This is a genomic window from Citreicella sp. C3M06 (assembly GCF_018860705.1).
Classification (GTDB): domain Bacteria; phylum Pseudomonadota; class Alphaproteobacteria; order Rhodobacterales; family Rhodobacteraceae; genus Salipiger.
In genome coordinates this window covers 17,934-32,814 of record NZ_JAHKQA010000045.1, presented here as the reverse complement: position 1 = coordinate 32,814, position 14,881 = coordinate 17,934, and the positions used below count along the sequence as shown (strand labels likewise).

General features: G+C 63.5%; 13 protein-coding genes. 7 read left to right on the top strand and 6 right to left on the bottom strand.

The genetic code is table 11. The features are described 5' to 3' along the window. The first annotated feature begins 72 nt into the window (after positions 1–72). The 5 genes from KO516_RS10095 to KO516_RS10075 all read left to right on the top strand — a co-directional run bounded on the left by KO516_RS10095 (position 73) and on the right by KO516_RS10075 (position 4,169). Positions 73–831: an FCD domain-containing protein gene (locus tag KO516_RS10095; RefSeq protein WP_216003661.1), complete on the top strand. Its 759-nt coding sequence runs from the start codon at positions 73–75 to the stop codon at positions 829–831. Further along, on the top strand, positions 828–1,802 hold the full coding sequence (locus KO516_RS10090; RefSeq protein WP_216003660.1) for a C4-dicarboxylate TRAP transporter substrate-binding protein: 975 nt from the start codon (positions 828–830) through the stop codon (positions 1,800–1,802). The genes KO516_RS10095 and KO516_RS10090 overlap by 4 nt, the downstream gene beginning before the upstream one ends. A gap of 82 nt (positions 1,803–1,884) precedes the next feature. After that, positions 1,885–2,379: a TRAP transporter small permease gene (locus KO516_RS10085; protein WP_216003659.1), complete on the top strand. Its 495-nt coding sequence runs from the start codon at positions 1,885–1,887 to the stop codon at positions 2,377–2,379. A 12-nt stretch (positions 2,380–2,391) separates the two neighbouring features. Next, a complete protein-coding gene (locus KO516_RS10080) occupies positions 2,392–3,663 on the top strand; it encodes a TRAP transporter large permease (protein ID WP_216003658.1) in 1,272 nt (423 codons plus the stop codon). Positions 3,664–3,893: 230 nt separating this feature from the next. Continuing rightward, positions 3,894–4,169, top strand: coding sequence for a hypothetical protein (locus tag KO516_RS10075; RefSeq protein ID WP_216003657.1), 276 nt, complete (start codon positions 3,894–3,896; stop codon positions 4,167–4,169). Between the two features lies 1 nt (position 4,170). Here KO516_RS10075 and KO516_RS10070 read toward each other — a convergent pair whose 3' ends face one another. Beyond that, positions 4,171–6,207: an NADH:flavin oxidoreductase gene (locus tag KO516_RS10070; RefSeq protein ID WP_216003656.1), complete on the bottom strand. Its 2,037-nt coding sequence runs from the start codon at positions 6,205–6,207 to the stop codon at positions 4,171–4,173. Positions 6,208–6,331: 124 nt separating this feature from the next. Between KO516_RS10070 and KO516_RS10065 the strand changes: the two genes are divergently transcribed. Further along, positions 6,332–6,952, top strand: a complete 621-nt coding sequence (locus KO516_RS10065) for a TetR/AcrR family transcriptional regulator (RefSeq protein WP_216003655.1) — start codon at positions 6,332–6,334, stop codon at positions 6,950–6,952. Positions 6,953–6,955: 3 nt separating this feature from the next. Here the strand turns inward: KO516_RS10065 and KO516_RS10060 are convergent, their stop codons facing one another. From KO516_RS10060 to KO516_RS10040, 5 genes are all read right to left on the bottom strand, one after another. Beyond that, on the bottom strand, positions 6,956–8,605 hold the full coding sequence (locus KO516_RS10060; RefSeq protein WP_216003654.1) for a thiamine pyrophosphate-dependent enzyme: 1,650 nt from the start codon (positions 8,603–8,605) through the stop codon (positions 6,956–6,958). Between the two features lie 485 nt (positions 8,606–9,090). Continuing rightward, positions 9,091–9,813 carry a peptidase gene (locus KO516_RS10055; RefSeq protein ID WP_216003653.1) on the bottom strand — a complete coding sequence of 241 codons (723 nt, stop codon included), beginning with the start codon at positions 9,811–9,813 and terminating at the stop codon, positions 9,091–9,093. Between the two features lie 86 nt (positions 9,814–9,899). Then, a complete protein-coding gene (locus KO516_RS10050; RefSeq protein WP_216003652.1) occupies positions 9,900–10,730 on the bottom strand; it encodes a transglutaminase family protein in 831 nt (276 codons plus the stop codon). Next, on the bottom strand, positions 10,727–11,680 hold the full coding sequence (locus KO516_RS10045) for an alpha-E domain-containing protein (RefSeq protein ID WP_216003651.1): 954 nt from the start codon (positions 11,678–11,680) through the stop codon (positions 10,727–10,729). Before KO516_RS10045 ends, KO516_RS10050 begins: the two co-directional genes overlap by 4 nt. An 18-nt stretch (positions 11,681–11,698) precedes the next feature. Continuing rightward, positions 11,699–13,123: a circularly permuted type 2 ATP-grasp protein gene (locus tag KO516_RS10040; RefSeq protein WP_216003650.1), complete on the bottom strand. Its 1,425-nt coding sequence runs from the start codon at positions 13,121–13,123 to the stop codon at positions 11,699–11,701. 462 nt (positions 13,124–13,585) lie between these two features. Here KO516_RS10040 and urtA point away from each other — a divergent pair, with 462 nt between their 5' ends. Continuing rightward, entirely contained in the window at positions 13,586–14,875 is a 1,290-nt protein-coding gene (gene urtA / locus KO516_RS10035) for an urea ABC transporter substrate-binding protein (protein WP_216003649.1), read from the top strand. Positions 14,876–14,881: the final 6 nt, after the last annotated feature.

Genomic DNA, 14,881 nt, shown 5'->3' with positions numbered 1-14,881 from the left:
AAACCCCGCTTGACGCCCCATTTGACTTGGCCCTATGGTCCAACCAAAGTCACGACGCTTGAGGAGGAGCCGGTGGCACGATCGACCGTGGAGGACATTCGCGATACGCTGCGCCGCGAGATTGCCGACGGGCTCCGCCCCGGCGATCTGCTGCCCAACGAGCGCGAACTGGCAGAGCGGTTCGACGTCTCCCGCAACACCATTCGCGAAGCGACCATCCATCTGGAAGCGCTGTCGCTGATTGAACGCACCAAGCGCGGCGCCCGTGTGCGCAAACCCGATTTCGGCGTGATGTTCCAAGAGCTGACACAGTTCTTCGACACCTCGGCGCGCAGCTTTACCGATGTGCTGAACTTTCGCCGCATCAACGAGACCGGCGCCGCCCCGCTGATGGTCTGCCACGCCACCGATAGCCAGATCGCCGCGATCCGCGCCGCCAATGAACGCATCGGCACCGCGCTGACCGCCGCCGAAGCCGCGCAGGCGGACTACGATTTCCACTACGGGCTGGTGCTGGCGGCGAACAACGAGGTGCTCAAGCGCATGTACGACGTGCTGGCGACCCCGCTGCGCTACTACCTCGAGGTCGGCAAGACGCAAAAGCAGGACACCGACAAATCCATGGCCGACCATGACCGGATCATCGCCGCGCTTGTCGCCCGCGATGACAGCGCGCTCAGCGCCGCCCTGTCAGGCCATTTCCAGCATTCGGGCGAGGTGCTGGCCAGCTGGCTGGCATCGCGCGATTGCCGCCCCGAGCCGCTTTCGATCTGGCCGGTGCAGGCACGAATACCCACGACACAAGACAAAAATACCGGAGGAGAACCATGAAACATCTGACCAAATCCCTGCTGGGCGCCACCACCGCGATGCTGCTTGCCATGCCCGCGATGGCCGAGACCACCGTGCGCATCGCCTATGAGAACAACCCCGGCGAGCCCGCCGACATGGTGATGAACCACTGGAAAGATCTTGTCGCCGAAGCCTCGGACGGCGACGTGGTGCTGGAGCTCTACCCCTCCTCGCAGCTGGGCGCGAAGAAGGACGTGATCGAGCAGGCGATGCTGGGCGTCAATGTCATCACCATCGCCGATGTCGGCTTCCTGACCGATTACGACCCCGACCTTGGCATTCTGTTCGGGCCGTTCCTGACCGATGACGCCGAGAGCCTGTTCAAGATCTACGAATCCGACTGGTTCAAGCAAAAAGAGGCGGCGCTGCAAGAGCAGGGCATCCACATCGTCATCAAGAACTACCTGTATGGCACCCGCCAGCTGCTTGCGACGAAAAAGGTCGAAACCCCCGAAGATCTGCAGGGCATGAAGATCCGCACGCCCAACAACATCATGCAGATCCGCGCCATCGAGGCGATGGGCGGCACCCCCACCCCGATGGCGCTGGGCGATGTCTACCCGGCGCTGACGCAGGGCGTGATCGACGGCGTGGAAAACCCGCTGCCGGTTCTCTACGGCCAGAAGCTGCACGAGCAGGCCAAGGAACTGTCGATGATCTCTTATCTGCAGAACACCTCGCTGTGGCTTGGCGGTCAGGCCTATTTCGACACGCTCGACCCCGAAGTGATCGAGATGCTGCACGAAACCGGCCATCAGGCCGGCATCTACAGTCAGGAAGTCGCCGCCGCGCAGGATGAAAAGATCCTTGAAGAGATGACGGCAGCGGGCGTCACCGTGACCTACCCCGACACCGCGCCGTTCAAGGAAAAGGCGATGGCGGTCTACGGCATGTTCCCCGAATGGTCCGACGGCCTGTACGACCAGATTCAGGCGCAGCTCGCAGAGTAAACGCCTGAAACCGTCCGCGCGGCACAGCCATCCCCACGCCGCGCGGACACCCATCCCCCCCCCTCTGCAAGATAGGTCGGCCATGAAGCTTTCCTTCAATATCGTCTCCTGGCTTGCCGGCCTTCTGGTGCTGGCCCTGATCGGCATCACCGCCGCAGCCGTAGTGGCGCGCTACGTCCTTGGCACCCCGTTCCAGTGGGTCGAGGAAATGTCGGGATTCCTGATGATCTGGATCGTCTTCCTTGGCGCCATCGGCTGCGAGATCGAGGACAGCCATCTTCGGATCGACGTCGGCACCATGCTGCTGCCCGACAGCGTGAACCGCTGGATTGAGGCTGGGGTGGGGCTCGTCTCGGTGGGCTTGCTCGGCTACATGGCCTGGCTTGGGTATCAGCTGGCCGACAAGGCCGCCCTGAAGAAAACGCAGATCCTGCGGATCAGCTGGTTCTGGATCGACATCGCCGTCACCGTGGGCGCCATCGCGCTGGCTCTGGTGATGCTGGTGCGGGTCTGGCGCTTGCTGCGCGCAGACCCGTCCACGGGGCTGATCGCCTCTGATTCCAGCGACAAGATCTAAGGCAAGACACCCATGGAATGGTTCCTCATCATCCCCTTCATGTTCGTGCTGTTCGCACTGAACATGCGGATCTATCTCGCGATGTTCGCGGCGATCCTCGCCTATTTCACCATTTTTGCGCAGATGCCGATCCAGATCGCCGTGCAGCGGCTGATCGCGCCAACGCAGAACCCGTCGCTGCTGGCCATCCCGTTCTTCATCCTGCTCGGCACGTTGCTGGGCACCACCGGCATCGCCTCGCGGCTGCTGCGGGTTGCCGACCTGATCGTCGGGCGGCTGCCCGGTGGGCTAGGCCATACCAACGTCATGCTTTCGACGCTGATGGGCGGGCTGTCGGCGTCCAACCTTGCTGATGCGGCAATGATGTGCCGGATGCTGGTGCCCGATATGATCAAGGCTGGCTATAACCGGGGCACTGCCGCGGCGATCACCGCCGCTTCGGCGCTGATCACGCCGATCCTGCCGCCGGGCATCGCGCTGATCATCTATGGGCTCGTGGCCGATGTGTCGATCGGATCGATGTTCGTGGCGGGGATCCTTCCGGGGCTGCTCTGCGCGGCGCTGCTGATCGGGGCGGTGTATCTGGTTGCCAAAAAGGAAGGCCACAAGCCGTCGCGCACCACGCGGCCCACAGCAAAGGAAACCGGCAGCACGCTGGCGGCGGCCTGGCCGGCCTTCCTGCTGATCGTTGTGATCATCGGCGGCATTCGCCTTGCGATTTTCACCCCGACCGAGGCCGGGGCCATCGCCACCGTCGCCACGGTGATCATCGGACTGTTCGTCTACCGCGAGATGAAATTCTCGGATCTGACCAGCGCCTTTGGCCAGACCGCCCGGCAGACCTCTGCCGTGCTGCTGGTGATCATGATGTCTTCGGCGCTGGCGTGGATCTTTTCGCTGGAACAGGCCGGGGTGGCGCTGGCCGACTGGATCATGTCGCTGACGCAGAACCCGTGGCTGTTCCTGCTGATCGTCAACGTGATCCTGCTGGTCTTCGGCATGTTCATCGAAGGCAACGCGCTGCTGATCATCCTTGTGCCGCTGCTCAAGCCCGTTGTGCTGCAGCTGGGCATCGACCCGGTGCATTTCGGCATCATCATGATCCTCAATCTGGCGCTTGGCACGCTGACGCCGCCGGTGGGCACGGTGATGCTGCTGACCTGCAACCTGACAGACACGCCGTTCGGCGAGTTCATGCGCCGCGGCTGGCCCTTCATTCTGGCGGTCTTCATCGCGCTGATGCTGGTGACCTTCGTGCCATTCATCTCGCTGGCGCTGGTCTGACATCTTAGGCACCTGCGCCGCGTCCTGAACTACGCCGCGTCCCGAATGGGGCGCGGCGTTTTGCTGGGCGGGCTGGATTTTAACCTCACTTTAAGCACGTCGGCCGATGCTGCTCCCGTCATGATGCGGGAGAAGACACCATGCGATTGCGTTGCGTTCCGGCACAGGGTGCACAGTGACTGACAGCTCATGGCCTGCGCCCGCCCGACCAGCGCACGAGGCAGGCGCTGATGATCGCCCTTGCCGCGCCGCTTGCGCCTGTGCCCATGGCCATCGGGGCGGCAGCGCTGCTGCCCGGCGGCATCGCAGAACGGCTCGACCTGCTGGGCATCTGCATCCTGACCGGGCTGACCGCGGCGCTTTGCGCGGCATTGGGCGTGCTCTACGTACTGACCCTGCCCCCGCCGCAAGAGCTCGGGCGCAGCAAGCGGCGAAGCGTTGTTCAGACGCTGGACGGCAACACATCGTTCCTGCCCGACCCTGAACCCCTGCGCCGCGCCGGTTAGCTCAAAGCACCCGCACCAGCCTCAGCGCATCGAGGATCGCCGCGTGCGTGTTGCGCGACGAGACCGCATCGCCGATGCGGAACAGCTTGTAGCGCCCCTCGGGATTGCGCAGCACCGTCTGCGGCGCCAGTGCGACAAGCGCCTCGTAATCCACCTCTCCAAGATTCGCCGATCCCGGTTTCAACTCGAAATACAGATCATCCAAGGGCCGCGTGCCAAGATTGGTCACCACCTGCGTCACCCGCCGCTCGCAGCTCATGTCGCCGAAATCGCTTCCCAAGCTGGCGATCAGCGCATTACCATCGCGCCGCACCGCCTCCAGCCGCCATGTCGGCGTAAAACGCACGTCGCGCCGTTGCAGCTCGCGCAGCGACGGGGTGAGCGACATCGACATCACCTCGCTCGCGATGTTGCGGTCGCGGGTGACGATCTCGACCGACGCGCCGGTGGCGGCGATCTTCTCGGCGGCCTGCAACGCGGCAAAATCGCCCGCGTCATCCCAGATCAGCACCGAGCTTCCGGGCTGCGCGTCTCCTGACAGGATATCCCACGCGGTGACGCAAAGCTCGTTGCCCGCGCGCAGCCCCTCCTCTGCCGCCATTCCGCCGGTCGCGACGATCACCACGTCCGGCTCATGCGCCAGCACCGTCGCAGCCTCGGCATAGCTGTTGTAGTGAAACTGCACGCCGCCGCGATCGCATTCCGCCAGCCGCCAGTCGATCAGCGACATCATCTCGGCGCGGCGCGCGGTCTGCGCCGTCAGCCGCACCTGCCCGCCCGCGCCCGGCGCGGCCTCATGCACGATCACCTCATGTCCACGCAAGCTCGCCACCCGCGCCGCCTCAAGCCCCCCCGGCCCCGCGCCGATCACCACCACGCGGCGCGGCGCATCAGAGCGCGCAACCGCATGCGGCAGTTCCAGCTCGCGCCCGGTCGACGGGTTGTGCAAGCACAGCGCCGATCCGCCCATGTAGATCCGGTCGAGACAGTAGTTCGCGCCAACGCAGGGCCGGATGCGATCCTCTTCGCCGCGCCGGATCTTGGCGACGATATGCGGGTCGGCAATATGCGCCCGCGTCATCCCCACCATGTCCAGCAGACCCGACGCCACCGCATGCCGCGCCGTCGCCACGTCCTGAATCTTGGCCGCGTGAAAGGTCGGCAGCCCGGTCGCCGCTCGCACCTGCCCAGCGAAATCAAGATGCGGCGCGCTGCGCATGCCCTGCACCGGGATCACGTCGGTCAGCGCGGCATCGGTGTCGATCCGCCCGCGAATAACGTTGAGGAAATCGACCAGCCCGCTGTCATGCAATCGCCGGGTGATCTCGCGGCCCTCTTCGGCGCTCACCCCGCCGGCCTCGCATTCATCCGCCGAATAGCGGATGCCAACGATGAAATCCGAACCGACACGCGCGCGGATGGCCCCCAGCACCTCGAGCGCAAAGCGCATCCGGTTGCCCAGATCACCGCCCCAGGGCGGCTCCATCCGGTTGACCAGCGGCGTCCAGAACTGGTCCATCAGGTGGCCGTAAGCCTCCAGCTCGATACCGTCGAGCCCGGCTGCCTGCATCCGCTCCGCCGCATCGGCATAATCGCGGATCAGCCGCGCGATGTCCCAGTCTTCGGCAACCTTGGGAAAGGCACGGTGCGCCACCTCGCGATCCGGCCCCGCCGAAACCGAGGGCAGCCAGTCGCCCCGATCCCAGCGCGTGCGCCGCCCCAGATGCGTCAGCTGGATCATCACCGCGCAGCCATGGTCGTGGCATTCGTCGGTCAGCGCCTTCATCCAGCCGACTACCTCGTCCTTCCACGCAAGGATATTGTTGAACGCCGGAGGGCTGTCACGCGACACGCTTGCCGAGCCCGCCGTCATGGTCAGCGCCACGCCGCCGCGTGCCCGCTCTGCATGGTAGGCCCGGTAGCGTTCCTTGGGCATGCCATCTTCGGCATAGGCCGGTTCGTGCGAGCTGAGCATGAGGCGGTTCTTCAGCTCGAGATGCTTGAGCTTGTAGGGCTGAAAAAGCGGGTCGGCGGACATCGGGGCGCTCTCCTTGGCGGCTATCGGGATCAGGGTTGCGAGGAGTGTTCACCTATGTCAAGTTTCAGTTCATATCTGTCTATTGTTCGTTGAAGCCGAGGCGCGGCAGGTCTAACCTGTGGGCATGGGCAAGACAGATCAGGACAAGACCGGATGGCGCGGATCGCGCGAATTGTGGCTTGAAGCCGCGCGGCAAGCCTTTGTCGAGCGCGGGATCGACGCGGTTCGCATACAGCCGCTCGCACGCGGGCTTGGCCTGTCACGGACCAGTTTCTATTGGTTTTTCGCTGACCGGCAGGCGCTGCTGGATGCCCTGCTGGAGCTGTGGGAAACCCAGACCACCGGCGTGCTTCTGGCCGCCTGCGAGGCCTATGCCGAGACCTTGCCCGAAGCGGTGCTGAACCTGCTCACGCCGTTCCTCGACGAGGCGCTCTTCCCGCCCCGTTTTGACTTCGCGATGCGCGGATGGGCGCATGGCGATGACCGGATCGCCGCGCGGGTGCGGTCGGCGGATGACACGCGGCTTGCGGCGATCTGCGAGATGTTCGAGCGCTTTGGAGTGCCTGCGGCCACGGCCGACGTGCGCGCCCGCACGGTCTATCTTGCGCAGATGGGGTATATTTCGCTTGGGGTCAGCGAAACGACAGACATCCGCCTGTCACGGGTGCCCGATTACGTGGCGATTTACGCCGGTGTGTGCGCCGAACCGCATCATATCGCGCGGTTCGAAGCGCATTTTCGCTAGGGATCAGCTGCGCTCGCGGATCTGGGTCAGCGTGCGATAAGGCGTCAGCGCCTCTTTCGATACGGTCAGTTCCAGCAGCGCACCATGCGGTGCGGCCAGCGCCCGCTCGAAGGCGTCTGCAAACCGTTCTGTGCTCGACACCCTTTCGCCATGCATGCCGCAAGCCGTTGCGACGGCCGCGAAATCCGGGTTCAACAGGTCGGTCGCGCTGACCCGCGCCGGAAACTCGCGCTCTTGATGGGCGCGGATCGTGCCGTAGGTGCCGTTGTTGACAACAATCACGATGATGGCCGCGCCGGCCTGCCGCGCGGTGGCCAGTTCCATCATCGTCATCTGCACATCACCATCCCCGGCAAAGCAGATGACGGTGCTTTGCGGACGCTCGAGCTTGGCGGCGACCGCCGCTGGCAAGCCATAGCCCATCGATCCCGATTGCGGCGCCAGCAAACGCATTCCCGGCCGGAACCGGAAAAAGCGCGAGGACCAGACGGTAAAGTTCCCCGCCCCGTTGGTCAGCACCAGATCGGCGTCTTTCAGACGTTCGCGCAGATGCGCAGTGACGGCCACCATATCGACAGGCCCCGGCTGTTGCGGTGCCTTGTCGATGACATCGAGATAGGCGGTGCGGGCGGTTTCCAACCAATCGCTCCAAGGGCCCTGAAGGCCCGCGCCAAGCGCGAGGGAAAACCGCTGCGGGCAAGCGTGAACGCCGATCTCCGGGCGATAGACCTTGCCGATTTCCGCTTCGGACACATGCACATGGATGATCTTCTGCGCTGGCTGCGGCACCTGTAGCAGGCTGTAGCCGTCGGTCATGTTTTCCCCGAAACGCGTGCCCAGCGCCAAAATCACGTCGGCCTCGCGCAGCAGGCTTTTGACACCCGCGGCCATCCCCACCCCCGCGTCGCCGCAGAAGGTCGGCGAGAGGTTGTCGTATTGGTCCTGATAGCGGAAGGACGAGATCACCGGGATGCCCGACGCCTCGGCAAACTGTTGCAGGGCGGCGCTGGCCGCGCGCTCCCAAGGCGCGCCGCCAAGGAGGATCAATGGCCGCTGTGCGCCGGACAATAGCGCCCTCGCATCGCTGAGCGCCTGCGCCGCGGGTTCCGGAGCATGAACGCGGATCGGCCCGGCGATGGGGCCTGCGTCGGTGGTCTCCATCAGCATGTTCTCGGGCAGCGCAATGACCACCGGTCCGGGGCGGCCGCTGGTTGAAACTGTCCAGGCGCGCGACAGCAGTTCGGGGATGCGCGCGATCTCGTCGATCTCGGTGACCCATTTTGCCATGGTCCCGAAAACGGCGCGGTAATTCACCTCCTGAAAGGCTTCGCGCTCGCGCATGTCGGTGCCGATCTGCCCGACCAGCAGCAGCATCGGCGCGCTGTCCTGCGCCGCCGTATGCACGCCGATCGCCGCGTTGGTGGCCCCCGGCCCGCGTGTCACCATGCAGATCCCCGGCTGCCCGGTCAGCTTGCCATGGGCGGCGGCCATGAACGACGCCCCGCCTTCGTGGCGGCAATTCACAAAGGCGATCTCGCTGTCATGCAGCGCGTCGAGCACCGCCAGATAGCTTTCGCCCGGCACCCCAAAGGCACGGCGCGCGCCCAGCGCCTCGAGGCAGCTCACCACCATCTGTCCACCGTTGCGTGTCATGTCAGGCTCCTTTTGCGTTGCCTCATTTCTGAGACCTTCGGGCGTGCACTGCAACCCGCTGCGGGTGACCGGGAGCCTAGACCGGATTGCACTCCCCCGCACGTCGTCCGCCCGCGACCCCAGCAGGGACTTGCGCTATTCGCGGCGCTGCTTGAACCTTCCGCAGCGCTCTCGAACGCCTTGGCCGCGCATACGAAATCTTCGGGTTCGAAGCGGTCGACCACCTGCCGGACGCATCGCCCCCTGTGCAACGATACCGCGTTCCAGCAAAGGCCCGGCGGGATGGCACGAGTCGCTGGCGTTTGCTCACACCAGCCGGGGGCAAAACGGTTGCAGGACAGAGGCGTTCTTCCGAGCAATCCAACCACAAGGATGGGGGATATGCCCCCGTCTTGCTGCCTCGCCTATCGGGCACAAGGTCGTGCCTCTGCGATGGCATTGCGGATCGCCAGCCTGCTCAGGCCGGGCGCCTGCAACGCCCCTTGTCAGATCGGATCGATCTGCTGGAACGCATTGCGCAGCGCGTCTGACCAGGCGTGGCTCATCTGCGCGAACCCTTCGTCATCGGCCTCGATCCGACGCCGCACGCCGATCTTGAAGCTATCCGCCTCGATGATGGCAAAATCGAGCGGCATCCCGACGCTCAGGTTCGATCGCAGCGTCGAATCCATCGATAGCAGAACCGCCTTTTCCGCATCGAGGATGGACGTTGAAGGTTCGATCACCCGGTCAAGGATCGGCTTGCCATATTTGTGCTCGCCGATCTGCAGATACGGCGTGTCGGGCGTGGCTTCGATGAAATTGCCTTCGGGATAGATCAGGAACATCCGCATCGGGCCGCCTTTGCGCTGCCCGGCCACGATCATCGATGCCGAAGCGGTCTGGCTCATCCGCTCCATCTTGGCCGAAACCTCCGAGGTCACGTCGGACAGCATGGTGCCCACGACCTCGGCCACCTTCAGCATCGTCGGCACCCGCAGGATCGACTGGTCGTTGTCGGGATCCTCGATGGCATCGTTGAGCCGCGCCATGGTGGTCTGGGTGATCGACAGCGAGCCAGCGGTCATGATGCAGATGGCGCGTTCGCCCGGTGTCTCGAACAGGAACATCTTGCGATAGGTCGCAATGTTATCAAGACCCGCATTGGTACGGGTATCGGACAGCAGAACAATGCCTGCGTCCAGCAGCAATCCTACGCAATAGGTCATCGCGACTCCCCTGAACGACCAGCACCGGACAGGCTATAAAGAGCCGATACGCATCGAGCAATGCCGATGCGTATCACAAGAGTGCGCTATTGCTGCTGCTGCTGCTCGGCAGTGACCTCTACCTCGACTTCAAGATGCTCGTCCGGGCTGCTTCCCTGCACCAACCCGCGGATCGGCGCGGCATCCTGCGCATCGTATCCCGAGCCAAGGCGGATGTAGCGTTCATCCGGGCAACAGCGATTTGCGGCATCGAATCCGACCCAGCCAAGATCGGAAACGAACAGTTCGGCCCATGCGTGGCTGGCCTCGTGCGGGCTGCCCGCCTCGCTCGATTGCAGATAGCCCATGACATAGCGGGCAGGAATCCCCGCCACATGCGCCACCGAGATCAGCGCGTGGGTGTGATCCTGACAAACCCCCTTGCCACCGGCCAGCGCCTCGGCAGCGGTGGTGTGGGCGCGGGTTTCGCCGGGCACGTATTCGATGGCGTCGGCGATGGCCCCCGCCAGCGCATGGGCACGGCTGAGATCGCTTGCGGTGTTCATACCCGCAAGCGCCACTGCCGACAGCTCGCGCAGGTCGTTGTCGGCCTTGATATGGCGCGTGGCGCGCAGGTACAGCGAGGCGGGCCCCTTTTCCCGGTGAGCGCGCAGCACACCGGACAGATCGGAGGTCTCGACCTCGCCGCTTACTTCGACGCTCAGCGCGTCGATCGGGCCGCGCCAGCTTGCCAGCGCGGTGCGATCGCCTGCCCCGTCGGTGAATTCGGCGCCGCGCAGGGCACCTTCGGTCACGACGTTCCAGCGCAGCACCTTTTGCGAGGCGCAATCGCAGGGCCACAGCCGCAGCGACTGGACAACTCCCCGCACCGGCTCTGTAAAGCGATATCGTGTGGTATGGCGAACGGTCAGTTTCACGCCGGAATCCCCCTCAGGTACACGTCCTGCACGGTATTCGCGAGCCCGGCATTGCGCGCGAGGAACCGCGCGAGGAACTCGTGCAGCCCCTCGTCAAAGATATCGTCGACGGTGGCGCGCGACAGATCCTCGAGCAGCTGATGCGCCATCTCCTGCGCCTGCGTTCCGGTGCTGTAATTCTGCGCGATATCGTCGAGGTGATCGCAGGTCCATTTCACGCAAGACATCAGCGAGCGCGGGAACTTGCGGTTGAGGATCAGCAGATGCGCGATCTTTTGCGCGGTGATTTCGCCCGAATAGGACCAGTTGAACGCCCGCTGCGCCGTCATGGATTGCAGCAGCAACGCCCATTGCGTCTGGTCCAGCCCCGAGCCGACATAGCTAAGCGACGGCAGCAGCACGTAGTATTTCACATCGATCAGCCGGGCGGTGTTGTCGGCCCGCTCAAGCGAGGTGCCGATGCCCATGAAGGCATAGCCGTCGTTGCGCAGCTGCGTCGCCGACTGGCATCCGCTCACCAGATGGCAGGTGCGCAGCGTCCATTCTGTCAGCTCGGAGGTCATCAGCTTGCTGCGCTCGACGCGCTGAAGCTGCCGGAGCTCTTGATACCCGGTGTTGATCGCGTCCCAGACCGGCACGGTCAGCGCGGTGCGCACCACCCGCGCGTTTTCACGCGCGGCGTTGATGCAGGACAGCACCGACGACGGGTTCTCGGCATCGAAAAACAGCCAAGTTTCGATGTTTCGCTGGTTGGTTTCGCCGTATTTTTCCTTGAACTGGTCCAGCGTGCCTTTCGATTGCAGCACCGCCTCCCATTCGTTGCGATACCCGCCCGAGGGCGCGGGCAGCAGCGCGGTGCGCGCGCCGACTTCCAGCAGGCGGGCGGTGGTTTCGGCGCGCTCCATGTAGCGCGCCAGCCAGTACAGGTGATCTGCGGTGCGGCTCAGCATGTTGTTTTCCTTCCGCCCTTATTCCGCCAGAACCCAGGTGTCCTTGACACCTCCGCCCTGCGACGAGTTCACCACCAGCGAGCCTTCGGTCAGGGCCACGCGGGTCAGCCCGCCCGGCACCAGCTCGATCTTTTCGCCGACAAGGCAATAGGGTCGCAGATCGACGTGGCGCGGCGCAATCCCCTCCTCGACAAAGGTCGGCACCGCCGACAGGGCCAGCGTCGGCTGGGCAATGTAGTTTTCCGGGTTCGACCGGATCTTGTGGGCAAAGGCCTCGATGCTCGACTTGTCCGCCTTGGGGCCGACCAGCATGCCGTAGCCGCCAGAGCCATGCACCTCCTTGACCACCAGCTCGTGCAGGTTTTCCAGCACGTATTTGCAATCGTCGGTCTTGGCGCATTGCCAAGTCGGCACATTTTCCAGCACCGGCTCTTCGCCAAGGTAAAAGCGGATCATCTCGGGGACATAGGTATAGATGGCCTTGTCATCGGCCACGCCAGCCCCTGGCGCGGAACAGATCGTCACCCCGCCCGAGCGGTAGACATTCATCAGCCCCGGCACACCCAGCATCGAATCCGGGCGGAAACACAGCGGATCAAGGAAACTGTCGTCGATCCGCCGATAGATCACATCGACCTTTTTCGGGCCTTCGGTGGTCTTCATCCAGACGAAATCGCCTTCGACGAACAGATCCTGCCCCTCGACCAGTTCGACCCCCATGAGGTCGGCCAGAAAGCTGTGCTCGTAATAGGCCGAATTGAATTGGCCCGGCGTCAGGATGACAATGTTCGGCTCGGACATGCATTTCTTTGGCGCGACCGAGGCGAGGGTCGATTTCAGCGCATTGGCATAGCCATCGACCGGCGCAATGCGGTTTTCCATGAACAGCTGCGGATACATGCGCATCATGATCTCGCGGTTCTGCAACATGTAGCTGACGCCCGACGGTGTGCGGCAATTGTCTTCGAGCACGTAGAACTGGTCTGGCCCGGTGCGCACCAGATCGACGCCGACGATATGGCTGAACACGCCGCGCGGCGGCATGAAGCCAATGGCGGCCTTTTCATAAGCCTCGTTGTTGGTGACCAGATGTTCGGGGATCCTGCCCGCCCGGATGATCTCGCGCCGTCCGTAAACGTCGCACAGAAACGCGTTCAGCGCCGCGGCCCGTTGCCGGATACCCTTGTCGAGCTTGCGCCATTCCTCGGCAGTCATGACCCGCGGGAACATGTCAAAGGGGATCAGCCTCTCGGGGTCCTCCCCCTCGCCGTAGACGGCAAAGGTGATGCCGATCCTGCGGAACAGCGCCTCTGCCTCCGATTGCCTGAGGTTGCGTAATTCGGGCGGCATCGAACGGTACCACTTCTCGAGATTGGCATAGGCGGCGCGAACATCGCCGCCATTCATCATCTCGTTGAAGATCTGGGCTTGATTGGCGCTCATTGTCTTCCCTTCATTCTCCAGCCTCAAATTCCACGTTTCGCCGGGGAGAGGAAAGCCCCCATCCGAAAAATCATTTCAGCGGCAATGGCGTCGCCCAAAAAATGAGCGATGTGACCCATTGTCGAATCCTGTCCTGCGAAAAGGGCCTTTCGTCGAAGACTTCACCAGTCTGTGATTTCAAGTGTGCACCTTTTCAAAGCAATTTCCACGATTTTCGCTCAGAAACTAACCGTGCGCGCGCGTCGCCGCGAGACCGGCGCCATTTCAAGTGGGTCCGCGCCGCCCCTCGGCTATGAGGGTTTCGCACCGCCCTTGAGGGGTGCAAACGGGGACGTCGCGGCGCCAGAGGAGCGGCGCGATAAAAATAAGAAATGCGACGAACAGGCCGGGCCAACGACCATCATCCGCTTCCGGCGGATCGGATGTGGCTTGCCGAGGGTCGCGCAAAAGGGATTTGAATTGATGATCAAGATGCTGAAGTTTTCAGGTGTCGCCACCGCCGCGCTGGTCGCCGCCGGTGCCGTTCAGGCGCAAGAGGTCGATTGCCCGATCAAGGTTGGCGTGCTGCATTCGCTTTCCGGCACCATGGCGATTTCGGAAACCACTCTGAAAGACACCATGCTGATGCTCATCGAAAAGCAGAACGCCGCGGGCGGGCTGCTGGGATGTCAGCTTGAAGCCGTGGTCAAGGACCCGGCATCCGATTGGCCGCTGTTCGCCGAAAAGGCGCGCGAGCTGATCTCCAACGACGAAGTCGACGTGACCTTCGGCTCGTGGACCTCATCGAGCCGCAAGGCCGTGCTGCCAGTGTTCGAAGAGCTGAACGCGCTGTATTTCTACCCCGTCCAGTACGAGGGCGAGGAAAGCTCGAAGAACGTCTTCTACACCGGCGCCGCGCCGAACCAGCAGGCGATCCCGGCCGTCGATTACTTCCTCGAGGAACTGGGCGTCGAGAAATTCGCGCTGCTCGGCACCGATTACGTTTACCCGCGCACCACCAACAACATCCTTGAATCCTACCTGACGTCCAAGGGCATCGCGCCCGAAGACATCTTCGTCAACTACACCCCCTTTGGTCAATCCGACTGGTCGACCATCGTCTCCGATGTCGTGGCGCTTGGCGAAGACGGCAAGCAGGTCGGCGTGATCTCGACCATCAACGGCGATGCCAACATCGGTTTCTACAAGGAACTGGCGGCAGCGGATGTTTCGGCAGATGACATCCCCGTCGTCGCCTTCTCGGTCGGCGAAGAGGAACTGTCGGGGCTTGATACGTCGAACCTCGTCGGCCACCTCGCCGCATGGAACTACTTCATGACCGCCGACACCCCGGCGAACGCCGAGTTCATCAAGGAATGGCACGCGTTCATCGGCGATGACAGCCGCGTCACCAACGATCCGATGGAAGCCCATTACATCGGCTTCAACATGTGGGTGCAGGCGGTCGAAGCCGCTGGCACCACCGATGTCGACGCCGTGCGCGAAAACATGTGGGGGCTGGAATTCCCGAACCTGACCGGCGGCATGGCCGTCATGGGCACCAACCACCACCTGTCCAAGCCGGTGCTGATCGGCGAAATCCGCGCCGACGGCCAGTTCGACATCATCTCGCAGACCGAGCCGGTTCCCGGCGATGCCTGGACCGATTACCTGCCGGACTCGGCGGTGCTCACCTCCGACTGGAAAGAGCTCGACTGCGGCATGTACAACACCGACACCTCGACCTGCGTGCAGCAGAAGTCGAACTACTGATCCGGT

Bases quoted from the DNA above. Each gene is read 5' to 3' on its own strand.
- KO516_RS10040 (WP_216003650.1), bottom strand. From the start codon at position 13,123: ATGAGCGCCAATCAAGCCCAGATCTTCAACGAGATGATGAATGGCGGC.
- KO516_RS10080 (WP_216003658.1), top strand. From the start codon at position 2,392: ATGGAATGGTTCCTCATCATCCCCTTCATGTTCGTGCTGTTCGCACTG.
- KO516_RS10055 (WP_216003653.1), bottom strand. From the start codon at position 9,813: ATGACCTATTGCGTAGGATTGCTGCTGGACGCAGGCATTGTTCTGCTG.
- KO516_RS10065 (WP_216003655.1), top strand. From the start codon at position 6,332: ATGGGCAAGACAGATCAGGACAAGACCGGATGGCGCGGATCGCGCGAA.
- urtA (WP_216003649.1), top strand. From the start codon at position 13,586: ATGATCAAGATGCTGAAGTTTTCAGGTGTCGCCACCGCCGCGCTGGTC.
- KO516_RS10070 (WP_216003656.1), bottom strand. From the start codon at position 6,207: ATGTCCGCCGACCCGCTTTTTCAGCCCTACAAGCTCAAGCATCTCGAG.
- KO516_RS10060 (WP_216003654.1), bottom strand. From the start codon at position 8,605: ATGACACGCAACGGTGGACAGATGGTGGTGAGCTGCCTCGAGGCGCTG.
- KO516_RS10045 (WP_216003651.1), bottom strand. From the start codon at position 11,680: ATGCTGAGCCGCACCGCAGATCACCTGTACTGGCTGGCGCGCTACATG.
- KO516_RS10085 (WP_216003659.1), top strand. From the start codon at position 1,885: ATGAAGCTTTCCTTCAATATCGTCTCCTGGCTTGCCGGCCTTCTGGTG.
- KO516_RS10090 (WP_216003660.1), top strand. From the start codon at position 828: ATGAAACATCTGACCAAATCCCTGCTGGGCGCCACCACCGCGATGCTG.
- KO516_RS10075 (WP_216003657.1), top strand. From the start codon at position 3,894: ATGATCGCCCTTGCCGCGCCGCTTGCGCCTGTGCCCATGGCCATCGGG.